This window comes from Shimia sp. CNT1-13L.2 (assembly GCF_024331145.1).
In the GTDB taxonomy this organism is placed as follows: domain Bacteria; phylum Pseudomonadota; class Alphaproteobacteria; order Rhodobacterales; family Rhodobacteraceae; genus Shimia.
Genome location: NZ_JANDJO010000001.1, coordinates 369928 through 392930, shown reverse-complemented (window position 1 = coordinate 392930; position 23003 = coordinate 369928). Strand labels below are relative to the sequence as shown.

22 protein-coding genes and 1 riboswitch are annotated in these 23003 nt (G+C 61.7%); of the genes, 14 read left to right on the top strand and 8 right to left on the bottom strand.

The genetic code is table 11. The features are described from left to right. Positions 1–14 precede the first annotated feature (14 nt). The 4 genes from NNA36_RS01985 (at position 15) to NNA36_RS01970 (ending at position 5570) form a co-directional block, all read left to right on the top strand. On the top strand, positions 15–821 hold the full coding sequence (locus NNA36_RS01985) for a taurine ABC transporter ATP-binding protein (RefSeq protein WP_255103737.1): 807 nt from the start codon (positions 15–17) through the stop codon (positions 819–821). Beyond that, positions 818–2092, top strand: coding sequence for an ABC transporter permease (locus NNA36_RS01980; RefSeq protein ID WP_255103735.1), 1275 nt, complete (start codon positions 818–820; stop codon positions 2090–2092). Before NNA36_RS01985 ends, NNA36_RS01980 begins: the two co-directional genes overlap by 4 nt. Positions 2093–2196: 104 nt before the next feature. After that, positions 2197–5109, top strand: a complete 2913-nt coding sequence (locus tag NNA36_RS01975; RefSeq protein WP_255103733.1) for an error-prone DNA polymerase — start codon at positions 2197–2199, stop codon at positions 5107–5109. Positions 5110–5267: 158 nt separating this feature from the next. Beyond that, on the top strand, positions 5268–5570 hold the full coding sequence (locus NNA36_RS01970) for a DUF1294 domain-containing protein (protein WP_255103731.1): 303 nt from the start codon (positions 5268–5270) through the stop codon (positions 5568–5570). Here NNA36_RS01970 and NNA36_RS01965 read toward each other — a convergent pair. The 3 genes from NNA36_RS01965 to NNA36_RS01955 all read right to left on the bottom strand — a co-directional run bounded on the left by NNA36_RS01965 (position 5530) and on the right by NNA36_RS01955 (position 7771). Then, positions 5530–6222: an ATP-binding cassette domain-containing protein gene (locus NNA36_RS01965; protein ID WP_255103728.1), complete on the bottom strand. Its 693-nt coding sequence runs from the start codon at positions 6220–6222 to the stop codon at positions 5530–5532. The genes NNA36_RS01970 and NNA36_RS01965 overlap by 41 nt on opposite strands. Continuing rightward, positions 6219–6596 carry a DUF1636 domain-containing protein gene (locus NNA36_RS01960; RefSeq protein ID WP_255103726.1) on the bottom strand — a complete coding sequence of 126 codons (378 nt, stop codon included), beginning with the start codon at positions 6594–6596 and terminating at the stop codon, positions 6219–6221. Before NNA36_RS01960 ends, NNA36_RS01965 begins: the two co-directional genes overlap by 4 nt. A gap of 98 nt (positions 6597–6694) precedes the next feature. Further along, positions 6695–6907: riboswitch (cobalamin riboswitch) on the bottom strand. Between the two features lie 42 nt (positions 6908–6949). Further along, positions 6950–7771, bottom strand: a complete 822-nt coding sequence (locus NNA36_RS01955; protein WP_255103724.1) for a LuxR family transcriptional regulator — start codon at positions 7769–7771, stop codon at positions 6950–6952. 74 nt (positions 7772–7845) lie between these two features. Between NNA36_RS01955 and smpB the strand changes: the two genes are divergently transcribed. Continuing rightward, positions 7846–8325 carry an SsrA-binding protein SmpB gene (gene smpB / locus NNA36_RS01950; protein ID WP_255104386.1) on the top strand — a complete coding sequence of 160 codons (480 nt, stop codon included), beginning with the start codon at positions 7846–7848 and terminating at the stop codon, positions 8323–8325. A gap of 172 nt (positions 8326–8497) precedes the next feature. Beyond that, positions 8498–8773 (top strand): hypothetical protein, encoded by a 276-nt coding sequence (locus NNA36_RS01945; RefSeq protein WP_255103723.1) that lies wholly within the window; start codon positions 8498–8500, stop codon positions 8771–8773. A 2-nt stretch (positions 8774–8775) separates the two neighbouring features. On the opposite strand, the gene NNA36_RS01940 is transcribed toward NNA36_RS01945, so the two are convergent. Further along, positions 8776–9126, bottom strand: coding sequence for a helix-turn-helix domain-containing protein (locus NNA36_RS01940; RefSeq protein ID WP_255103721.1), 351 nt, complete (start codon positions 9124–9126; stop codon positions 8776–8778). 75 nt (positions 9127–9201) lie between these two features. Between NNA36_RS01940 and NNA36_RS01935 the strand changes: the two genes are divergently transcribed. From NNA36_RS01935 to NNA36_RS01915, 5 genes are all read left to right on the top strand, one after another. Then, positions 9202–10092, top strand: coding sequence for a DMT family transporter (locus NNA36_RS01935; RefSeq protein ID WP_255103719.1), 891 nt, complete (start codon positions 9202–9204; stop codon positions 10090–10092). Positions 10093–10219: 127 nt separating this feature from the next. Beyond that, positions 10220–11071, top strand: a complete 852-nt coding sequence (sseA, locus tag NNA36_RS01930) for a 3-mercaptopyruvate sulfurtransferase (RefSeq protein WP_255103717.1) — start codon at positions 10220–10222, stop codon at positions 11069–11071. Beyond that, positions 11071–12255 (top strand): amino acid aminotransferase, encoded by a 1185-nt coding sequence (locus NNA36_RS01925; RefSeq protein WP_255103715.1) that lies wholly within the window; start codon positions 11071–11073, stop codon positions 12253–12255. Before sseA ends, NNA36_RS01925 begins: the two co-directional genes overlap by 1 nt. A gap of 123 nt (positions 12256–12378) precedes the next feature. Beyond that, positions 12379–13563 carry a patatin-like phospholipase family protein gene (locus NNA36_RS01920; RefSeq protein WP_255103712.1) on the top strand — a complete coding sequence of 395 codons (1185 nt, stop codon included), beginning with the start codon at positions 12379–12381 and terminating at the stop codon, positions 13561–13563. A gap of 183 nt (positions 13564–13746) precedes the next feature. Then, positions 13747–14025: a hypothetical protein gene (locus tag NNA36_RS01915; RefSeq protein WP_255103710.1), complete on the top strand. Its 279-nt coding sequence runs from the start codon at positions 13747–13749 to the stop codon at positions 14023–14025. Between the two features lie 71 nt (positions 14026–14096). Here NNA36_RS01915 and NNA36_RS01910 read toward each other — a convergent pair whose 3' ends face one another. Both NNA36_RS01910 and NNA36_RS01905 read right to left on the bottom strand, forming a co-directional pair. After that, positions 14097–15434 (bottom strand): ammonium transporter, encoded by a 1338-nt coding sequence (locus NNA36_RS01910; RefSeq protein ID WP_255103709.1) that lies wholly within the window; start codon positions 15432–15434, stop codon positions 14097–14099. A 23-nt stretch (positions 15435–15457) separates the two neighbouring features. Beyond that, positions 15458–15796, bottom strand: coding sequence for a P-II family nitrogen regulator (locus tag NNA36_RS01905; RefSeq protein WP_255103707.1), 339 nt, complete (start codon positions 15794–15796; stop codon positions 15458–15460). A 257-nt stretch (positions 15797–16053) separates the two neighbouring features. Here NNA36_RS01905 and NNA36_RS01900 point away from each other — a divergent pair, with 257 nt between their 5' ends. Beyond that, positions 16054–18234 carry a transglycosylase domain-containing protein gene (locus tag NNA36_RS01900; protein ID WP_255103705.1) on the top strand — a complete coding sequence of 727 codons (2181 nt, stop codon included), beginning with the start codon at positions 16054–16056 and terminating at the stop codon, positions 18232–18234. A gap of 95 nt (positions 18235–18329) precedes the next feature. On the opposite strand, the gene NNA36_RS01895 is transcribed toward NNA36_RS01900, so the two are convergent. Then, the gene (locus NNA36_RS01895) at positions 18330–18935 is read right to left on the bottom strand and encodes a phospholipid-binding protein MlaC (protein ID WP_255103703.1); all 606 of its coding nucleotides are present in this window, start codon (positions 18933–18935) and stop codon (positions 18330–18332) included. 12 nt (positions 18936–18947) lie between these two features. Further along, the gene (locus NNA36_RS01890; RefSeq protein ID WP_255103701.1) at positions 18948–19700 is read right to left on the bottom strand and encodes a VacJ family lipoprotein; all 753 of its coding nucleotides are present in this window, start codon (positions 19698–19700) and stop codon (positions 18948–18950) included. A 188-nt stretch (positions 19701–19888) separates the two neighbouring features. Here NNA36_RS01890 and NNA36_RS01885 point away from each other — a divergent pair, with 188 nt between their 5' ends. Both NNA36_RS01885 and NNA36_RS01880 read left to right on the top strand, forming a co-directional pair. After that, complete coding sequence (locus tag NNA36_RS01885) at positions 19889–21622, top strand: type I secretion system permease/ATPase (RefSeq protein WP_255103699.1); 1734 nt, start codon at positions 19889–19891, stop codon at positions 21620–21622. Next, positions 21619–22926 (top strand): HlyD family type I secretion periplasmic adaptor subunit, encoded by a 1308-nt coding sequence (locus NNA36_RS01880; protein ID WP_255103697.1) that lies wholly within the window; start codon positions 21619–21621, stop codon positions 22924–22926. The genes NNA36_RS01885 and NNA36_RS01880 overlap by 4 nt, the downstream gene beginning before the upstream one ends. Positions 22927–23003 lie beyond the last annotated feature (77 nt).

Sequence of the window (23003 nt, the reverse complement as noted above, 5' to 3'; positions counted from 1 at the left end):
GTGAAAGGCGGACCATGTCGGGACTGTCGATCGAAAGTATTTCGATGCGCTTTGACCTGCCTAATGGCAGCTCGGTTCAGGCGCTCAAGGATGTGAGCCTGCATCTCAAAGAAGGCGAATTGCTCAGTGTTCTGGGGCCATCTGGCTGCGGCAAGACCACTTTGCTCAATATTCTTGCGGGGTTCCTTGCCCCGACCGAAGGCCAGATCGTGATGAACGGCCACAACGTTGAAGGGCCGGATGCCGAGCGCGGCATGGTGTTCCAGCAGGGCGCGCTGTTCGAATGGATGAGCGTGCGGGACAACGTGAGTTTCGGGCCGCGGATGAAGGGCCAGAAAGAGGCCGACTGGGGTGAGCATGTTGACCACCTTCTTGATGTGGTCGGCCTGCAGGACTTCAAGGAAAAGGCGATCTATGAATTGTCCGGCGGTATGCAGCAGCGTGTGGCGCTGGCTCGGTGTCTGGCCAATGACCCGGACGTGATCCTGATGGATGAACCGCTTGGGGCGCTGGACGCGCTGACGCGTGAGAAGATGCAGTCGCTGGTTCTGAAGCTCTGGAAGGAAACCGGCAAGACCATCATCCTTATCACGCACTCGGTGGAAGAGGCGCTGTTGCTGGGCGAACGCCTGATCGTGATGGCTCCGCGTCCGGGACGCATCCACAAGGAATACCGCCTGCCATTTGCCGATCTGGGCGTGGGTGAAGATCTTCGCGAAGTGAAGAAACACCCCGACTTTGCGGTCAAGCGCGAGGAAATCCTCGGGATGATCTGGGACATGGAAGAAGAAATCATGGGACGTACGGAGGATGCACAATGACCGGACTTCTGATCCTGCTCGTTTATGTCGCGATCTTTGCGGGTGCATTTTTCTTGGTGAAATTCCTCGTGCATCGCGCGACCAGCGACTTCACGTCACTCAAGACAGTGACCTTTGGCGACGAAAGCGCCGTTGTCTCTGACCGTTGGGCCAGTGTGGTTTCGGTTCTGACGATCTTCCTGATCTGGGGCTCGTTCACCGGATCGAACATGTTGCCGGGGTTCCTCAAGGCGCCGGGGCCGTTCGTGGGGGAGACCTCGTTCGAGTATACCCTTGAAGATGCGGACGGAAATCGCGACGACGCAACCGTGACCGTCCGTGTGTTCGACTTTGGTGAAGATGCGCCGCGGTTCGATGTCGAGCCCGGTGAGGGCATGGCCAAGAACGATGCGGTGGCGATGAATGCCTCGCGTTCGAAAACCATCCTGTTTGACAAGAACGACGAGACCAACCGCAAGAATGGTGCCAAGGTTGTTGCCATTGATGGTGCGCCGATTTCCAAGACCGCGCCACTTGATAGCGACAAGGGCCGCTTTGCGCTCACCGACAAGGGGGCCATCAGCTATACCCCGCCGCAGGGGCTCCAGATGGACCCGGTCTATCTGCCGCCGCCCGAGGCCGTGGTCAGCCGGTTCTGGGAGATCAGCTCGGAAGGTTATCGCGGGTTTACCCTGTGGGAACACCTTGGATATTCGCTGTTCCGTGTGATCGGGGGCTTCCTGTTCGGCGCCATTGTCGGAATCCCGCTGGGCTATGCGATGGGTCTGAACGGCTGGTTCCGTGGCTGGTTTGATCCGATTGTCGAATTCATGCGTCCGGTTCCGCCGCTGGCCCTGATCCCGCTGATCATCATCTGGTTCGGGATTGGCGAGGTCGGCAAGATCATCCTGCTGTTCCTCGCGGCGCTTTGGATCATGGCGATTGCGGCCCGTTCCGGTGTGTCGGGGGTGCGTATCACCAAGGTGCACGCGGCCTATTCTCTGGGGGCCTCGAAGTGGCAGATCATGCGCCATGTGATCATTCCCAACTCGTTGCCGGATATCTTTACCGGTGCACGGGTTGCGATGGGCGTCTGCTGGGGCACGGTTGTTGCCGCGGAACTGGTGGCCGCGTCGCAGGGTGCGGGCATGATGATCATGGTGGCCTCGAAGTTCACCCTGACCGACATCGTGATCATGGGCATCATCCTGATCGGTGGCATCGGTTTCGGCATCGACATGCTGATGCGCTGGATCGAACGCCAGCTGGTGCCCTGGAAAGGCAAGGGCTGATCCGGATAAATCACTGATTGGAAAGGGCGGTCTTCGGATCGCCCTTTTGTTTTTCGGGAAAAGACTCGAAAAAGAACAAAACGTGAATATACTTGTAGATCGTCATGATCGCCGAGTTCTGTATCACTTCGAATTTCACCTTTCTCACCGGGGCGTCGCACCCGGAGGAGTACATGCGCCGTGCCGCCTTGGGCGGGTTGGGGGCGATTGCGATTGCCGATGACAACACGGTGGCGGGCATCGTTCGGGCGCATACGGAAGCGCGGGAGATTGCGCGCAAGGTGCGCGAGCGGGAGAGATTTGATGCCGAACACGGGCTGATTGGCCCGCCTGCGCCGGAGGGGGTGGTGGCAGGGCCATCGGCGGCGATCTACGCGGTGCCGCGCCTGCTGCCGGCGGCGCGGCTGGTGTTTTCTGACGGGCCACCGGTGACGGTTCTGGCGGCGGATCGGCAGGGGTGGGCCAACCTGTGCCGGATATTGTCGAAGGGGCGGCTCAGGGCAGAGAAGGGGCAGTGCCTGGTGCATTTGCAGGACCTGATGGACCACTCCGAAGGGCTGCAATTGATCCTGCATCCGGTGGCGGAGGAGGACCGTCGGGCCAAGGGCGTGGCGGGCTGGGGCGATCTCATGCCGCGTCTGCGCAAGCGGTTCGAGGGCCGTTTGCAGATGTTGCTGTCCCCCCGCTATGACGGGCGGGATAAATTGCGTTTTCAATGGGTTGCGGCGCAGGCCAAGGGGCTGGGCCTGCCGATTGTGGCCAGCGCCGCACCGATGATGCACCACGGGAGGCGGCGCAAGTTGGCCGACGTGGTGACGGCGATCCGCACCGGGCGGCGGGTCAATGCGCTTGGGCGGGCGGCGCTGGCCAATGCCGAGAGCCGGCTGCGGGATGCGCGGGAGATGGAAATCCTGTTCCGCGACTATCCAGAGGCGCTGGTGCGGGGGGCGGAATTGGTGGAGGGGGTGCAGTTCTCGCTGGACAGTCTGCGGTATGAATATCCAAGCGAGGTGCGGGGGAGTGAGACCGCGGCGGAGCGGTTGCGGCGGCTGTCCTACGAGGGGTTGCGGTGGCGGTATCCGGACGGGGCACCCGAGCGGGTGCGGGATATGCTGGAGCATGAACTCGACCTGATCGGGCGCCTGAATTACGAGCCCTATTTCCTGACCGTGCGCGATATCGTCGATTTCGCCCGAAGCCGCGATATCCTGTGTCAGGGTCGGGGAAGTGCTGCAAATTCAGTGGTTTGCTTTTGTCTTGGCGTGACGAGTGTCAGCCCGGAAATCGGCACGATGGTGTTTGAACGCTTTGTCAGCGAAGCGCGGGACGAGCCGCCCGACATTGACGTGGATTTCGAACATGAACGCCGCGAAGAGGTGATCCAGCATATCTATGAACGCTATGGCCGGCATCGGGCGGGGCTGTGTGCGACGGTGATCCATTACCGGGGCAAACGGGCGATTCGCGAGGTGGGGCGGGCGATGGGGTTGAGCGAAGACACCATCACGGCGCTGTCCTCGCAGCTTTGGGGGTTCTTTTCGGTGGACGCGGTGCAGGACGAACGGATGCGTGAAATCGGGCTGGACCCGAGCGACCGCCACCTGCGCCAGACGATGGCGCTGGTGCATGAGATCATCGGCTTTCCCCGCCACCTGTCGCAACACGTGGGCGGCTTTATCATCACCGAAGGGCGGCTGGACGAACTGGTGCCCATCGAGAATGCCACGATGGAAGACCGCACGGTGATCTGTTGGGACAAGGACGACATCGACAGCCTTGGCATTCTCAAGGTGGATGTTCTGAGCCTTGGTATGCTGACCTGTATCCGCAAGGCCTTTGACCTGATGAAAACCCATTATGGACAGAGGTTTAGCCTTGCCACCCTGCCGCAGGAAGACCCCAAGGTTTATGACATGCTGTGCAAGGCGGACAGTATCGGGGTGTTCCAGGTCGAGAGCCGCGCGCAGATGAATTTCCTGCCACGGATGCGGCCGCGCAACTTTTATGACCTGGTGATCGAGGTCGCGATTATCCGGCCGGGGCCGATCCAGGGGGACATGGTTCACCCCTATATCCGGCGGCGAAATGGCGAGGAACCGGTGTCATTTCCGTCAGATGAACTGGGGGCGGTTCTGGGCAAAACACTGGGGGTTCCGCTGTTCCAGGAACAGGCGATGCAGATCGCGATGATCGGGGCGGGGTTCACGCCGGAGGAGGCGGATCGGTTGCGGCGGTCGCTGGCGACGTTCAAGAAACATGGGAACGTGAGCGAATTTCATGATCGTTTTATGCGGGGGATGCGGCAGAACGGATATGACGAGGAATTTGCCGCCCGCTGTTTCAGCCAGATCGAGGGGTTCGGGTCATACGGGTTTCCGGAAAGCCACGCGGCGTCGTTCGCGCTGCTGGTCTATGCCAGCGCCTGGATCAAGTGCCACTATCCGGGGCTTTTTGCCTGTGCCCTGCTGAATTCACAGCCGATGGGGTTCTATGCCCCGGCCCAGATCGTGCGGGATGCCCGCGAGCACGGGGTTGAGGTGCGGCCGGTTTCGGTGAACGAAAGCTATTGGGACAACGTGATGGAGCCGGACGGGCGTGGCGGGCTGGCGCTGCGGCTTGGGTTTAGACAAATCAAGGGGTTACGCGAAGATGACGCGGTCTGGATCGCGGCGGCGCGGGGCAATGGATACCTCTCGGTCGAGGATGTCTGGCGGCGGGCGGGGATCACGCCACCGGTGCTGATGCGGCTGGTCGAGGCGGATGCCTTTCTTGATCTCGGGCTGAACCGGCGCGAGGCCCTGTGGGAGGCCAAGGCGATCCGGTCGATCGACCCCTTGCCGCTTTTTGCGCAGGATATGGACGGCGAGGGCATTCAGGAGCCGCAGGCGATGTTACCGGACATGAGCGAGGGAGAGCAGGTGGTGGAGGACTATGTGGCGATGCGCCTGACCCTGCGCAGTCACCCCGTTGCCCTGTTGCGGCACCTGCTGACGCCGGAAATGGGGGGCAAGGGTTAACTGGCTCGAGGGGGCAAAACGGGGGCTTCGGTTTTCCGGCGGTATCGTGTCGGTATTACGTCGGTATTGCAGTGCGGCAAATCGGCAAAAGCGGGATGGTATCGGCGGCGCACGGCGATTACATCTGAAGGTAACAAAAGGTGCGAAGGACAAAACCGGTGGCGGACAACGCAGTGATTCTGTTCCTGTGGTGGCTGGGGCTTATCAACGTGATGAGCTTCATCGCGTTTGGCTGGGACAAGCTGTGCGCGCGGGCCGGCTGGTGGCGGGTGCCCGAGCCGACCCTTCTGTTGATTGCCATGCTGGGCGGAAGCCCCGCGGCGCGGCTGGGGCAGACCCTGTTTCGGCACAAGACCCGCAAGCAGCCCTTTGCCCGGACCCTCAAGGCGATCCTGATCGTGCATGGCGTGGCGCTGGTGCTTATCCTTGCCGGTGCGCTCGGCGGGGCCCTGCCGACGTAAGGCGGCCACGGTCGAGGTCGAGAACCCTGTCACAGAGGCCAAGCGCGAGGTCGCCATCGTCAAAACCCGCGATCACTGTCTGGCCCGACTGGCGCAGATGGTCGAACAGCGGGAAGAGGGCGAAATCGTCGAGGCCGGGTGGTGTCTCGCTCAGAACGATCAGGTCCGGTTCCTGCACCATCGCGCGGGCGAGCATCACCCGCAGGGCGATTGCCGGGGACAGGCCGTCCAGTGTCGAGAAGGCGATGCGGCGCAGGTTCAGGCGATCCATGACCCCTGAGACGACTTCGGCGTCACGCGGGTTGGGGGTGTGAAACCCAAGCCGGTGCAGGGCACGCCCGTCGCGCAGGATGTCGATGACGCAGCGCGGATCGTTGTGCCAGTCGTCCATCGCGACGAAGGCCAGCTTTCGCGCCAGCCGGCGGGGCGGCATGGTCGAGGTGGGGTCTCCGTCGATGAGAAGCTGGCCGCAACTTGGGGGCATCATGCCGCCGAGAAGGTGCATCAGCGCGGCCTGTTCGAAGGCACAGCCGGATGTGATGCCAACAACCGACCGGGCCGCGACCGAGAGCGTGATCTCGCGCAGCACAGGCGTCGTTCCGTTGGCAGGCACCCAGCCGAGATTTCGGGTCTCGAGCCGGGCCGGGGTCATGACAGCGCCCGGGCCTGTGTGTCGAAGGCAACGACGGCGGCGGGGATTGGCCCTGTGCCATCCTGAGGCCAGTCGCCATGGCCGCGGGCCGCGATTCGGGCGTCACACAGGAGCGCGTCGACATCGGCGTCCTCTTCGACGTCGCCGAACATGTGGCAGGCCGACTTGGTGGCGTGGAAGACGCCGACGCAGGGGCGCGAGCAGCCCACCATCTCGACGTGGCCCGACATTTCGAAATCGTCGGCGATCAGGTCGCCGCTGGCGCTGATCGACTGGCACAGCTTGCGCGCCATTTCAAAGCCGGGACGGCAGGTTTGGCCCGTGTGGGGGCACATCGAGCAAAAGGTGATTTTATGGGGAAATGGCCGGTTCATGACGCCCTCCGCGCTTGTGCGGGGGCTGGAAAGGGCCAGATTGTGTTGCGCGCTGCGCTGTCATGCTCTGTCTCCCTCCGGGGCACCCCGCCCGGTAGTAGGTTACGGTTCACGATGGCAGGTCTCCTGACTTGCGGGTCGTCGCGTCTCCTGAACCTTCCCGGCCATGTGGCCAGTGGCGTATCTCAGGATAGCTCGCCGCTTACAGTTGCGGGGGCAGTCTCGGACTTGGCCCTTGCGGGCCGCACCGTGTTCCCTTTTCCCGTCACGATTTGAGAGTCGATCCGGGAACCATCACGTCATGTGTAGGGGAGGAGCGGGGGACTTGTAAAGCGCAGTGTGCAGGCGCAGCGTCAGACCGCTTCGCGCAGCAGGAAGAGCTGATGGAGTTCGGAGGCCTTGTGGATGGCGTTGGCCGTGGTTTCGGCATTGAGGGCCTGTCTGGCGAGGCGCAGGTGCTTTTCGACGGTGGCCCTGCTGAGGCCCATCTTGCTGGCCAGTTCCTGGGTCGAAAGACCGTCGGCGATGCCGTTCAGCACCTCGCGCTGGCGGGATGTCAGCAGATTGCGGTGATCGGGGCTGGGCAGGGACAGCGCCTTGAGGTGCAGGATGTTACAGAGCGCGTGGATTTCGTGGCCGTGTTCCAGCCAGGTGCGATCCACGTCGGCCTGTGACAGCCCGACCTTGGCACAGAGGCCCATGACCCCCTTGCGGCGCTGACGCAGGTCGCTGAACCAGATGGTATATCCCGCCGTGATCTTCCACTTGTTGCACAGGGCCATATGGGCGCGTTCGGCGCGGGTTGGCGGGGCATCGTTGGCGATGCGGCTCTTGCGCCAGCTGTAGGCACCGGGCCCTTCGGCCGGGCTTGGGATCTTGGCGGTGGTGCGGTGCAGGCCTTCGCCGATGAAGGTGTCGATCACCGGGGCGGGATAGTTGGTCAGAACCAGCCGGTCGGCGGGGTCTCCCCAGTTGCCGGGTTGTGACAAGGTGGTCGCCATGTAGAGGAGCCTGTCAAACCCGAAACCCGCCATGTTTTCGACGTGACATTCCCAGAGCGATTCGATGCTCTTGCATTGGATCAGGCGCTCGGCCCGTTCATGAAACGGCGACAGGGTGGACAGGGGAATCTCCTCATTTCTCGAGAATGTAGGGCAAACTGGCAGAAAACCCACGCGAGGTGAATATCCGTTTGTCCTGACTTGAGGTCATGGACACCCCGTACGCGTCAGGGTAATCAATGCCGATCATGGCAAAGAACAAGCAAAAGACCGATCCGAACTATAAGGTGATCGCCGAGAACCGGCGGGCACGGTTCGACTATGCCATCGAGGAAGATATCGAATGCGGTATCGTTCTGAGCGGGTCGGAAGTGAAATCCCTGCGTGAGAACAGCGCCAATGTCGCCGAAAGCTATGCGGCGGTCGAGGATGGGGAGCTTTGGCTGGTGAACTCCTATATCGCGCCCTACGACCGGGCGATGTTCAGCCATGAAGAGCGCCGCCGCCGCAAGCTATTGGTGAGCAAGAGGGAGTTGGCGAACCTGTGGAGTGCGACCCAACGCAAGGGCATGACCCTTGTGCCGCTGGTGATGTACTTCAACCACAAGGGCCTTGTTAAAATGAAGCTGGGCATCGCCAAGGGTAAGAAGAACCACGACAAGCGGGCGAGCGAAGCCAAGCGTGACTGGGGCCGTCAGAAGCAACGTCTGCTGCGTCACGGCGAGTGATCTGTTTCCATTTTGAGTGATGTCCTGTGTGGCCCAAGGGGCTGCGGGGAAGGATGTTGGTGTTTTCCCGTGTCTGGGGAGGAGGCCACCAGCCTAGGGTCGAGGTGCGGACGGGGCGTGGGGCACCTCGGTGCGCATGGACCCAAAAAGCCCCGATGTAAGGGGAATACTCATGGAACTTCTGATTTCGCTGATTTCCGGTGCCATCGGCGGCAACCTGTCGGGACGCCTGATCAACAAGATCGACCAGGGTGTGGTGATCAACTCGATTGCCGGGATCGTGGGCGGTGGCCTTGGCGGTCAGCTTCTGAGCATGGTCGGGGCCGGTGCGCTGGCGGGGGGTGGTGTCGACCTGATGGGCATCATCGGCCAGATCGCCAGTGGCGGTGTTGGCGGCGGCGTGGTTTTGGCCATCGTGAGCGTCATCCGCAAGGCGCTGGGCAAGTAAGCCTAGCTGTCCTGTTGCTCCTGAAGGGCCTCGGACCAGGTGTTGGACCAGGCCCCGAAGGGATGCAGCATTTCAAACAGCTCCCGCCCGAGCGGGGTCAGGCGGTAGCCGGACCCGTCGTGATCGACCAGCGCGCAGGCGCGCAGTTCCTTGAGGCGTTTGTTCAACACGGTGGGCGAGACGGTTTCGCAGCGGTCCTGAAGCTGGCGAAAGGTGGCGGGGCTGCCGTCTGACAGTTGCCAGATGATCCCCAGCGACCAGCTGCGCCCCAGAAGATCGAACAGTGCCATGATCGGTTTGCCGGATTTCGATCCGCGCACGGGCAATCCGGGCATGGGATGGGTGTTGGTCATGGTTTGCCTCTTGCTATCTTTTGTGTAGCGACCTATCTGCTACGGAAACCGTAGCTAATGTAGGATGGGCGGATCGTGGTCGCAATTCCAATTCTGGCCGCCGTTGGGGCCTCGACGGGCTGGGCGACGGGCATCGTGCTGGCGCAGGCCCCGGCGCGGCGGCTTGGGGCGTTTGAGTTTACCCGCATTCAACTGGTGGCCTGTGCCGCCATTGTCAGCCTGCTTTGTTCGGTGTTGGGGCTTTGGCCCAGCGTGACCTGGGACCACTGGCCGGCCTTCGTGGCCAGCACGGTGGTCGGCATTTTTCTTGGCAATCTGGCAATGATCGAATGCCTGCGGCTGGGCGGGCCACGTCGGACCGAGCTGTTGCTGTCGTTCAAGGGGCCGCTGGTGGCCCTGATGGCCTTTGTCTGGCTGGGCGAACGGGTGTCGGTGATGGATATGGTGGGTGCGCTGGTGGTTCTGGCCAGCGTGATGGTCACCATCCAGTTCGGAGGAGATGACCGATCCGAGAGCGACCGTCTGCGAGGCAGCCTTTGGCGGGTGGTGCTTTTGGGGTTGGTGGCGACGGCCTGTCAGGGCTTAGGGTTCCTGCTGATGAAGCCCGCGATGCTGGCGGGCACCGATCCGCTTGCGGCCTCGTCCGTGCGGTTGCTGGGGGCGGCGTTCCTGATCTCCTGTGTGGCGCTGTGGCCGGCGCGGGTGTTCCGGAGTGACGCCGAGATGACGCCGGCTCTGCTGGGGCGGGTGGTGCTGCCGGGGGTGATTGGCTACGTGGTGTCCTCGTCGCTGCTGCTCTATGCCTTTGCGCATTTCCATGCCGGGCTGGCGGCGGTGTTCGGGTCTTTGTCGCCGGTTCTGGTGCTGCCGATTCTCTGGCTGAAGGACGGGCGTCCGCCAAAGCCCGCTGCGGTTCTGGGCGCGATTGGGGCCATTGTCGGGGCCGGGATCGTGGTTCTGTTCTGACAGGGCGGATCGCGGGGCGTATTCTGTGGAAATCCAGTGTCGCAGGGCCGTGATAAGCGGGGCCTCGCCCTTGCCTGTTGAGTGTGCGGGTTGTAGTCAGGAGTCTGACTGAAAGGGGGCTTCGCTCATGGACGATCCAAGGACGCTCGTATCTACCGACTGGCTTGCCGCGCATATGAAAGATCCGGACCTGCGGATCATCGATGCATCCTGGCACATGCCCGCGGAAAACCGCGACCCGAAGGCGGAATATGACGCGGCGCATATTCCCGGCGCGCGGTTCTTTGATATCGACGAGATTGCCGACCTGCGCAGCGACCTGCCGCACATGGCGCCGACGGTTGAAAAGTTCATGAGCCGGATGCGGGCGATGGGTGTTGGCGATGGCCACCAGGTGGTAGTCTATGACACCAACGGCGTGAATTCGGCCTGCCGCGTGTGGTGGCTGTTCAAGCTGATGGGACAGAACGACGTGGCAGTGCTGGATGGTGGTCTGCCCAAGTGGCAGGCAGAGGGCCGCGAGATCGAGGACCTGCCGCCGGTGATCCGCGACCGCCACATGACGGTGCGCCGCCAGAACCACCTTGTGAAAGACGTGACGCAGGTGTCGAGCGCGTCGAAGCTTGGTGACTACGAGATCATCGATGCCCGTTCGGCCGCCCGCTTTACGGGCGAGGCCGAGGAGCCGCGTGCCGGGTTGCGCTCGGGCCATATTCCGAATTCCAAGAACGTGCCGTTTGCCGAGTTGATGACCGACAACGGCACGTTGAAATCCCCCGAAGAGTGCCGCGCCGTGTTCGAGGCGGCGGGTGTGGACCTGTCCAAGCCCGCGATCACCAGCTGCGGTTCGGGTGTGACTGCCTGTATTCTTGCCCTCGCGATGGAGCGGTTCGGCAAGAGTGACTATTCCGTCTATGACGGATCCTGGACCGAGTGGGGCGCTTTCCCCACTCTCCCGATTGCCACCGGAGAAGCGTAATGCTCACAAAACTCAAAGCTCAACCCGCAGACAAAATCCTCGCCCTGATGGCGATGTACCGTGAAGACCCGCGCCCGACCAAGATCGACCTGGGCGTTGGTGTTTACAAGAATGCCGAGGGCGTGACCCCGGTCATGCGCGCCGTGAAAGAAGCGGAGCGCCGTCTGGTGGAAGAGCAGACCACCAAGGCCTATGTGGCCCTGGCGGGCGATCCGGCCTATTCGGATGCGATGATTGGTCTGGTTCTGGGCGAAACGGTTGCACGCGATCGTATTGCCGCCGTGGCCACCCCCGGTGGGACCGGTGCTGTGCGTCAGGCCTTCGAGCTGATCAAGAACACCAGCCCCGATGCCACTGTCTGGGTGTCGAACCCGACCTGGCCGAACCACGTGTCGATCCTGAACTACCTTGGCATGAACCACACGGCCTATCGCTATTTCGACGGCGAAACCCGTGGTGTCGACTTTGACGGCATGATGGAAGACCTGTCGGAGGCCAAGGCGGGCGACGTGGTTCTGCTGCATGGTTGCTGTCACAACCCGACCGGCGCCAACCTGAACCTGACCCAGTGGCAGGCGGTTGTGGACCTCTTGAACGAGAAGGGTCTCGTGCCGATGATCGACATTGCCTACCAGGGCTTTGGCGATGGTCTGGAAGAAGACGCGGCGGCCACCCGTCTTGTAGCATCGTCGGTGCCGGAGCTTCTGATTGCGGGCAGCTGTTCGAAGAACTTTGGTGTGTACCGTGAGCGGACCGGTATCCTGATGGCGATTTCGGAGCAGGCGGACAACACCGCGGTGACGCAGGGCAACCTGAACCACCTGAACCGCCAGAACTATTCCTTCCCGCCGGATCACGGGGCGCGTGTGGTGACCACGATCCTGACCGATGACGCTCTGCGCGCCGATTGGGCGGCCGAGCTGGAAGACACCCGTCTGGGTATGCTAGCCCTGCGCGAAGGTCTGGCAAGCGAGTTGCAGCGCCTGTCGGGGTCGGATCGTTTCGGTTTCCTTGCCCAGCACCGTGGCATGTTCTCGCAACTGGGCACCACGCCTGACATGGTCGAGCGCCTGCGCGCCGAGCACGGCATCTACATGGTGTCGGACAGCCGTCTGAACATTGCCGGCCTGAACGCGCACACTGTGCCGATCCTTGCCAAGGCGATTGTTGAAACCGGCATCTGATCCGGGATTTCGAGAGTGTTCGAGTGGGCCGCCTGCATCACCGCAGGCGGCCCATTTCGTTGGTGTCTTTCACTTGTCGTGGAAAGGCGGGTAGACTGCGGCCGAGTGTAGAAGGAACGCGTGATGCGGGCGAAGGTCTGGGCAATTGTCTTTTCGGTGCTGCTTGTGGCCGGGTGCGACGTGGCACGCCACAACCGCGAGGCAGAAGCGCCGCCTGCGGATCGGTACGAGGACTTTCAACCGGTTGGTGCCGAGTGGTGGATGCGGATCTACGAGGATGCCAGCGACGAGGATTTTCGCGAGCTTATCAAATACTACGAGGCAAAGTCCGGGCAGTGGCCAAATGGCCGGGACGGGTTGAACATTCTTGCGCTGTCGGGCGGCGGGCAGGACGGGGCCTTTGGCGCGGGGGTGCTGCACGGGTGGTCACAGAGCGGCAAGCGGCCCGAGTTCGATATGGTCACCGGCATTTCGACCGGGGCCCTGATCGCGCCCTTTGCCTTCCTTGGACCCGAGTATGATGACCGGCTGAAAGAGCTTTATACCGAGACCTCGACGCAGGATATCGCCAATTTTGATGTTGCAGGTGCGGTGTTCGGATCGGGGTATCTGGCATCGACCAAGCCCATGGCAAACGCGATCCGTGAACATCTGACGCCGGAGGTGTTGCGGGCGGTTGCAGAGGAATCGCGCAAGGGGCGGTCGCTGTTGATCGGTACCACCAATATTGACGCGGAACGGCCTGTTTTGTGGGATATTGGGGCGATTGCCGAGCAGGAAACGCCGGAGGCCTATCAACTGATCCGCCGTGTCGTTCAGGCTTCGGCGTCGATCCCGATTGCGTTTGAGCCTGTGCGTATCCCGGTCCGGTTGGGTGACATCGAACGCACCGAACTGCATGTGGATGGCGGGCTGACGCGCGAGATATTTGTCTATCCTGCCGCGCTCGACATGCGGCGGGTGCTGCGACGGGTCGGGGCGAGCGGACATAACAACACGATCTGGCTGTTGCACAACAAGCGGTTGGAAAAGCGTTATGCCGCGCAGGATACGCGGTTGTTGAAGATGGGAGAGCGCACCTTTGAGATGCTGATCCGATCCCAGAGTCTTGGCAATATCGACACCATCCTGTCCCTGGCAGCGCGCGACGGGTTCCGGGCGCATCTGTTGTCCATCCCCGCCAGTTTCGAGGCCAAGCCGCGCGAGGCTTTTGATCGCGTTTATATGGGCGAGCTTTTCGATCTTGGCGCGAAGTATGGGCGCGATCCGGGCAGTTGGCGCAGGGATCAGCAGAAGGCGTTTCAGTGAGGGTGATTGAAACCTGCCGGGGTGGCCCCCTCTGATCGGGGAAACCTGTCAGGCGCGGGGCTGTGGGTTTTGTGAAAAATGGACAAAAAGAAAAAATTCGTCTTTTTGTGAAAATGTGGCGACGGAAACCCAAAGGTAATGCGTTCTAGGGGTAACTTTGGGCATCATTGAAAGGACGTCGCCATGAAGATCGCCAACTTCATCATTGTCATCGTGTCCCTTGGCCTGCTTGTGGTTGCGGCCAGTGCCGCCAATGCGGGGTGTCGTGCCGATCTTGTCGAGGATCGCCGTGACCGGATCGAGAACATTATCGACGAGGCTTATGATCGCGGGCCGCTGGATGTGATCGAGGACAAGCTGGACCGGGCCGAGGATCGCCATGATCGTCGCCATCTGGACTGCACCCCCTATGGTCACAAACGCCCGCATGTGCCGGAGCGGCCGGTGCGTATCCAGGGGTAACTGGCGCCAGACAGCAGAAAGCCCGGACGGTTGTCCGGGCTTTCGTGTTTTTTGCGGGTTTGCCAGCGGGCTTAGCCGTTGGTGAACTCCGGGTAGGCTTCCATGCCGAGCTCTGCCATGTCGAGGCCGTTGATCTCGGTCTCTTCGTCCACACGCAGACCCATGGTGGCCTTGAGGATGAACCAGACGACGCCCGAGACAACCACGGTGAAGATACCGACAACAGCGATCGAGTAGAGCTGAACCATCAGCGAGGCATCGGCGTTGGTGAAGACAACCGCGATGGTGCCCCAGATGCCGCAGATCAGGTGAACCGGGATCGCGCCAACAACGTCGTCGATCTTCAGCTTGTCCATGAAGGGGATGGCGAAGACAACGATCACGCCGCCGACCATACCGATCAGGGTTGCTGCGCCCAGCGACGGGGTCAGCGGTTCTGCAGTGATCGAAACCAGACCAGCCAGAGCGCCGTTGAGGGTCATGGTGAGGTCAGGCTTTTTGAACATCAGCTGCGAGACGATCATGGCTGCGATGGCGCCACCGGCTGCTGCGGTGTTGGTGTTGGCGAAGATGCGCGATACGTCTGCAACGTCACCCACGGTGCCCATGGCCAGCTGCGAGCCGCCGTTGAAGCCGAACCAACCGAGCCACAGGATGAACGTACCCAGGGTTGCGAGGGTCAGGTTCGAACCGGGGATCGGAACGGTTTTGCCTTCTTTGTTGTACTTGCCGATACGCGGACCGAGGATCAGCGCGCCGGTCAGAGCGGCCCAGCCACCTACGGAGTGCACAACGGTCGAGCCAGCGAAGTCGAGGAAGCCCATTGCGTCCAGGAAGCCACCGCCCCATTTCCACGATGCTTGCAGCGGGTAGATGATGCCGGTCAGGACGATCACGAAGATCAGGAAGGGCCACAGTTTGATACGCTCAGCCAGGGTACCCGATACGATCGAGGCCGTGGTGGCGCAGAACATCAGCTGGAAGAAGAAGTCCGAGCCGGTCGAAGCGTAGCCGTAGTCGTCGGCTGCGTCGGCGGTCACGCCAACAGCTTCGAGAACACCGGGGCCCCAGACGCCAGACAGGATGCCGTCAACCGACCAGGTGCCGAGCGGGTACATCAGGTTGTAGCCGATCAGGTAGTAGAAGATGGCGGCCAGCGAGAAGAGGGCGACGTTCTTCATCAGCTGCATGGTGACGTTCTTGGAACGCACGAGGCCGGCTTCGAGCATGGCAAAGCCTGCGGCCATCCAGAACACCAGGAAGCCACCGATCAGGAACAGGAGCGAGTTGAAGATGAAGACCGAGTCGGTCGAGGCGTTGACGCCCGGCACGGGGCCTTCTTCGGCAAAGCCCATGGCCGGCATCGCGGCGAGCGCGACAGGCAGGGCGTATTTCGTGAATTTGGTCATTGTAGTGTGTCCTCCTGCAACGCTTAGAGCGCGTCTGCGTCAGTTTCGCCGGTGCGCACGCGGATTGCCTGCTGCACGTCGAGCACGAAGATTTTGCCGTCGCCGATCTTGCCGGTCTGGGCGGTTTTGGTGATTGTCTCGACCACTTGGTCCGCCATTGAGGCCGGAACGACGAGTTCCAGTTTGACCTTGGGTACGAAGTTCACGGCGTATTCCGCGCCGCGGTAAATTTCAGTGTGGCCGGATTGCGAGCCGAAGCCCTTGATCTCGGTTACCATCATGCCGCGCACGCCCATGGAGGTGAGCGCTTCGCGAACCTCTTCGAGCTTGAACGGTTTGATTGTTGCAATAATCAGTTTCACCGTTTTCCCCTTTCCTCTGGCAGGTGCGTCCCTGCGTGTTTGCACCTGCAGAAAAACGCTGCTGTGGGGGAAAACGAAGGCAAATGCCCAATTTCGCACCGTCAAAACATGTGAAAGTGCACAAAATTTGCACAGATTGCGTTGCGTGATTAAAAAATACGCAACACAAAAAGGCGTTTGGGATGTCTCTTTGCCTCTACATTGTATGCAAAGGAAGTTAAAATACCGTCAAAGTAGAAGGCCGGGCAGGGCAAGGTATGGGTGATTCAGGGCGTAAGAAGCCGCCATTGGTGGCGGAGAATCGGTATGGGGCGAAATCCAAGCCCGCACCGAAGAAGAAGGCTGCACCGAAAAAAGCGGTTAAGCGCAAACCCGCGCCTTCGAGAAAACCGGCCAAGAAGCGGCATCCGGTTGTGGCCTTTGTCTTGGGGATCTTTCGTTGGATCTGGCGGATCATCTGGGGCTTCACCTGGCGTGTGAGCCTTGTCAGCGTGCTGATCATCGGGCTGGCCGTGGGCTATGTCTATTCCACGCTGCCGGATGTGCGCACCCTTCTGGATGGCCGCGCACGCGGGTCGGTGACCCTTCTGGATCGCGACAACCAGGTGTTTGCCTGGCGCGGCGACCAGTTCGGCGGCGTGGTGACGGCGGATGGCGTGTCTCCTGATCTGAAGAACGCGGTGGTGGCGACCGAGGACAAGCGGTTCTACTGGCATTTCGGGGTGAGCCCGCGTGGTGTGGCCAGCGCGGTGCGTATCAACCTGCGCGAAGGGCGCGGGCCTTTGAGCGGGCACGGCGGATCAACGATCACGCAGCAGACGGCGAAACTCTTGTGTCTTGGGGTCGAATACGATCAGGACGCTTGGGAAAGCGAAGCGGCCTATGTGCAGGACTGTCGTCGCGGATCGCTTTGGCGCAAGGCCAAGGAAGCGGTCTATGCGGTGGCGATGGAGTTCAAGTACAGCAAGGATGACATCCTCTCGATCTATATGAACCGCGCCTATATGGGCGGCGGTGCCTATGGTGCCGAGGCGGCGGCGCAGCGGTATTTCGGAAAACATGCGGCGGTTCTGAGCCCGGCGGAAGGCGCGATGCTGGCCGGGTTGCTGACCGCGCCGTCGTCGCTGGCGCCGACCTCGAACCTCAAACGCTCGCAGGATCGCGCGGCCACGGTGCTGCGCCTGATGAACGAGCAGGGCTATCTGACGGATGAGGAGACCGCCTATTGGCAGGACAACCCAGCGACCCTGTCGCAGGCGGCCAAGGCCAATGCAGGCGGGTATTTTGCCGATTGGGTCATGGCCTCGGGGCCGGAGTTCTTTACCCGCAACACCACCGAGGACGTGATCCTCAAGACCACCTTTGATGCGCGTATCCAGAAGGCGGCGGAAGAGGGGCTGCAATGGGTGTTCGACAACAAGGTGCGTCAGGGATCAAAGGCGCAGGCGGCGATTGTCGTGATGTCGGCGGATGGCGCGGTGCGCGGCATGGTTGGCGGGCGCGATACCACCGCGATCGGGGCGTTCAACCGGGCGGTTCATGCAAAGCGGCAGACCGGCTCGGCGTTCAAACCCTTTGTCTATGGCACGGCGCTGGACCTTGGGTATCACTATGATGACCTTGTGAACGACGCGCCCTATTGCCTGGACATTCCGGGGTCGGGCGAGTGGTGTCCGAAGAACTATACCAACAAGCATTACGGTGAAGTGACCCTGACCTGGGCGCTGAAGAATTCGCTGAACATTCCGGCGGTGAAGATATCCGAGGCCGCGGGGCGCGAGAACGTGCGCAAGGTGGCCAGCGGTTTTGGCATCGAGAGCAACCTTGCCGATGGTCCGGCGCTGGCGCTGGGGGCCTCGGAGAGTTCGTTGCTGGAGATGACCGGCGCCTATGCGGGCATTTTGAACGGTGGCTCGTCGGTGACACCCTATGGTCTGGTCGAGCTGCGTTTGCAGGGGGATAGCAACCCGCTGATGGGCACGGGCGGCGGCATTGGCGAGCGGGTGATTACCGAAAGTGCGGCGCGGACGCTGATCTATATGATGGAGAAGGTGGTGAGCGATGGCACCGGTGGGCGCGCGGCGCTGCCGGGCTGGGAGGTGGCGGGCAAGACCGGCACCACGCAGGCAGCGCGGGATGCCTGGTTCATCGGGTTCACGGCGGATTACGTGGTTGGGGTCTGGATGGGCTATGACGACAACACGCCGCTGACCGGGGTGACGGGGGGCGGTTTGCCGGCCGAGATCTTCCACGAGGTGATGATGCGGGTCAACGAAGGCGCGACGCCCAAGGCGCTGCCGGCGTTCGTGCCGCAGCCGAAACCGAAGCCGAAGACCAAGCCCAAGCGCCGAACCAGCGACGACATTGGCGAGGCCATCGACAACGCGATCGACAATGCCATCGACAATCTCATTCAGGACCTGTTCGGGCGGAATTGAGGGCGCGCGGGGGGCTGACGCCTGTCAGACCTGTGCCAAAAGCAAAAGCGCCCGCCTTTGCAGGCGAGCGCAGAATTCCCAGGATGTCGAGGGGATCAGCCGGCCTTTTTGAGGTCCGCAATCATCTGGTCGAGGTTGCCTTTGCGCTTGTCGAGCATGGCACCGATTTCTTCTTTTTCGGTGAAGCGCAGGGAGATGCCTTCGATGATCATGTCGAAGAACAGCGGTTTGCCGGACTTGTCGGAGACCAGGAAGCTGACTTCGAAGGGTGACTGGCCCTTGAGGATGGCGCGGGCCTTGACCTCGTGGAAGCTCTTGACCTTGCGGGCGCCCTGAACCTCGATGCGTCCGCCTACGAATTCCTCGAAGCGCTTGCCGTACTTGCGGGCCATGTAGCCCTGAAACGCCTTGGTATAGGCGCGCAGTTGCGACGACGACGCGCGGCGGGCATCCACCCCAAGCGCCGAACGGGCGATGATCGAGACATCGGCGTATTTCGCGAAGATGCGTTCGAAATCACGGATCATGCCGGACAGCGGTTTGCCCGAGACGATGACCTTGTTGATCTCGGCCACGGCCTTGTCGACCAGCGTCTTGGCCTGTGCATCCGACAGGGCAAACGCGCCTGTGGGCAGAGTGGCAACAAGGGCGGTTGCGGAAGCGGCCGCAATGAAGCCGCGACGGTTCAGGTGATGCGTCATCTGGGTCTCCCCTTACTCGGCGTATGGATCATCATAGGGGTCGAGATAGAGATCCTCGGCCGTCATTCCAAGCTCGAAGCGACGGTTTTGCAGGTAGATGCTGCGGGCCTGGGCATAGGAGTCGGCGCTTTCGTAGAGCAGCGCATCGATGGTCGAATCGAATTTGTAGCGATCCCCGAAGGCGTTAAGCACATAGGCGACGCCGCCGACATAGCGGGAGGGGTCACGCAGCAGGATGAAGAACGGATCGATCACGATGTCGACAACAAAGCCCGCGGTATCGCGCGAGGTGGACGGGCCGAAGAAGGGTTCTTCGACATAGGGGCCTTCTGCGGCGCCCCATTTGTGCAGGGTTTCGCCAAAGTCGGTATCGACGCGCTGAACGCCAATCGCGGTGGCCGGGTCGAAAATGCCGGCGATGCCGAACACGGTGTTGAAGGCGAAACGGAAGGTGTTGTGCATCGCGCCGCCGACATCACCCTGAAGCACGTTGTTTACAACGTCATTGGGCACCGAGAGGTGATCGGAGAAGTTGCTGACGCCGTTACGCACAGGTTCGGGCACAATGGTGCCGTAGCCGTCGGACAAGGGCGACACGACATAGGTGTCGAGGTTCTTGTTGAACTGGTGCGTGAAGCGGTTGTTTTCTTCATAGGGGTCGTAAATTCCGCGCGACACATCCGCATTCTCGCTCGTACCGCAAGCAGACAGGAACGCTGCGCAGACCAGGGCAGCAACAGGGGCGATTTTTGTGCGGATGTTCATGGCATACCAAATTGGCGATAGAATTACGGGACTAAACTGCGTATCAGGTCATCTAGACTATTCAGTGAGCAAGCTGAAACTCAAGGTCTCCTTTTAACCGCAATCTGTGGCAGATGGGAGACATTTGTTTGTGAGCGGGCTTCGTGTAATTGATGTGTTATAGAATTTGACAGCGGGAATGCGGGATTATGCGCCAAAAAGCAAACCAGGCAGGTTTGGATGAACTGAGGGCAGCGCGGCGGGAAAGCCGTGGGCTTTACTGGGCCGTCGGGATTTTCAGTTTCTTTGCGAATCTGCTGATGCTGACCGGACCCATGTACATGTTGCAGGTTTACGACCGCGTTCTCGGAAGCCGGTCGGAAGAGACGCTGATCGCGCTGTCGATGCTGGTTGCGTTCCTTTACGGGATGATGGGTCTGCTGGATTTCTCGCGCGGGCGGATCATGGGCCGGGTTGGCGCACGGTTCCAGGCGCGGCTTGACCGTCGCGTGTTCGACGCGGTGGTGCGCAAGTCGGCGGTGGCGCCGGATGCCAAGGCACAGACCGGTCTGCGCGATCTTGAATCGGTCCAGCGGTTGATGTCTTCGCCGGTTCTGATGGCGGCGTTCGATATTCCGTGGACCCCGTTCTTCCTTGCCGGGATCGCGATCTTCCACCCATGGCTGGGGATGCTGGCGGTAGTGGGCGGCACGTTGCTGGTGATTGCGACCTTCCTGAACCAGAGCGTGAGCCGCACCCCGATGCTCAAGGCGAACATGGCGCAGCATCAGTCGGAGCTGCTGGGCGAGCAGATCCGTACCGAGGCCGAGATGGTTTCGGCGATGGGGATGCGTACGGCGGCCTTTGACCGTTGGCAGGTGGCGCGGGACAAGTCGCTTGAGGCGCAGGTGAAGGCAGCGGATATCGGCGGTGGTTTCACCTCGTCGACCAAGACGTTCCGCCTCTTCCTGCAGTCGGCGATGCTGGGTCTTGGGGCCTATCTGGTGCTGTTGAACGAGTTGACGCCGGGCGCGATGATTGCCGGTTCGATCCTGCTGGGTCGTGCGCTGGCCCCGATCGAAATGGCGATTGGCCAGTGGCCCGCGGTTCAGCGTGCACGTCAGGGCTGGGGCACGCTTTCGGAACTGTTGAGTGAAGTGCCGCCGGAGCAGCCGCGCACGGAACTTCCGGCACCCAAGGCGAACCTTGAGGTCTACCAGCTTTCGGTGGTGCCGCCGGGCGAACAGCAGGCGGCGCTGCGCATGGTGTCGTTTGGCCTGAAACCCGGTCAGGCGCTGGGTGTGATTGGTCCGTCGGGTGCGGGCAAGTCGACGCTGGCGCGGGCATTGACCGGCGTGTGGCGTCCGGCAGGTGGCAAGGTGCGCCTCGATGGGGCGACGCTGGACCAGTATGATCCCGACCGGCTTGGGGAATACATCGGGTATCTGCCGCAGCGGGTGCAGCTGTTCGAAGGCACGATTGCCGAAAATATCTCGCGGCTGAGCAATGCGCCGGATGCGGCGAAGGTTGTGGCGGCGGCCAAGAAGGCGGCGGCGCACGACATGATCGTCAAGCTGCCGGATGGCTATGACACGCGGATCAGCCCGAATGGCGGCCGCCTGTCGGGTGGACAGATCCAGCGGATCGGCCTTGCGCGTGCGATGTATGCCGATCCGGTGATCCTTGTTCTGGACGAGCCGAACTCGAACCTCGACAACGACGGGTCGATGGCGTTGAACGGGGCGATCCGGGCGATGAAGTCCGAAGGCAAATCGGTGCTGATCATGGCGCACCGTCCGGCGGCAATTCAGGAGTGTGACATGCTTCTGGTGCTGGATGGCGGGATGCGCACGGCCTTTGGTCCGAAAGATGACGTGCTGCGCGAAATGGTGGCGAACCACCAGCAGATCAAACAAAGCACCGGTGGCGGAGGCGTACAATGAGCGACACCAAGAAGAACTGGTCGGCGCGGACGCCGCTGACAATCGGCTTTCTTGCCATGCTTGTGCTGGTGGGTGGGTTCGGCTCGTGGTCGGTCCTGTCCAAGATTTCCGGTGCAGTGATTGCCTCGGGTCGGATTGAGGTGGATCGCAACCGGCAGATCGTTCAGCATCTCGATGGCGGCCTTGTGCAGGATATCCTTGTGGACGAGGGCGACTCGGTGGAAGCCGGTCAGACCCTGATCCGCCTGGATGCCACTTTGCTGGCGTCGAACCTCGCGATCACGGAGGGGCAGCTTTTCGAACTGATGTCGCGCCGTGGACGGCTTGAGGCCGAGCGCGACGATGCCGAGGAGGTGGTCTTTGAAGACGAACTTCTGGCAGAGGCCGCCGCCAATCCGGACATTGCCGAAATCGTGCAGGGGCAGGAGCGTCTGTTCCATGCGCGGGTGGATTCGCTGCGCCACGAGATCGAACAGCTGGGCAAGCGCCGCAGCCAGATTGCCGATCAGGTGCGCGGGATCGAAGCGCAGGAAGAATCCCTGAAGGTTCAGCTTGAGTTGATCCGCAAGGAACTGGTGGACCAGCAGGGTCTGCTTGAGAAGGGGCTTGCGCAGGCCAGCCGGGTGCTGGCGTTGCAGCGCGAGGAAGCGAGCCTGAGCGGGCGCGTGGGGGAGCTGGCCGCCACCAAGGCGCAGGCCGCGGGCCGGATTACCGAGATCGACATCGAGGTGATCAAGCTGTCGTCGCGCCGCCGCGAGGAGGCGATCACCCGTCTGCGTGATTTGCAGTACCGCGAGCTGGAACTGGCCGAACAGCGCCGTGCCCTTGAGGAGCAGCTGTCGCGTCTGGAGATCAAGGCCCCGGTGTCGGGCATCGTCTATGGTCTTCAGGTCTATACGCCGCGGTCGGTCATCCGTCCGGCCGATCCGGTGCTGTTCCTGGTGCCGCAGGATCGCCCGCTGATCATCGCGGCGCAGGTGCCTGTTATCCATATCGACCAGATCTATGCCGACCAGGAGGTGAGCCTGCGGTTCTCGGCGCTGGATCAGCGGAATACGCCGGAACTGTTCGGCCGGGTTCTGGTGGTTTCGGCGGATGCCTTCCAGGATGAGGCTACCGGTGTCAGCTATTACCGTGCCGAGATCGTGCTGTCGGAGGGTGAACAGGCCAAGCTGCCGGAGAATGTGCGGCTGGTGCCGGGGATGCCGGTCGAGGCGTTTCTGCGCACGGCGGACCGCACCCCGATTGCCTATCTCGTGAAGCCGCTGACCGACTATTTCACCAAGGCTTTCCGCGAAGGATAAAGCAGAGGTCGGTTTTGGACTTTCCAGTCGGGGCGGCGCAGTCTAGCGTCGCCCCGAAACCTTTAGGGAGACGCAGC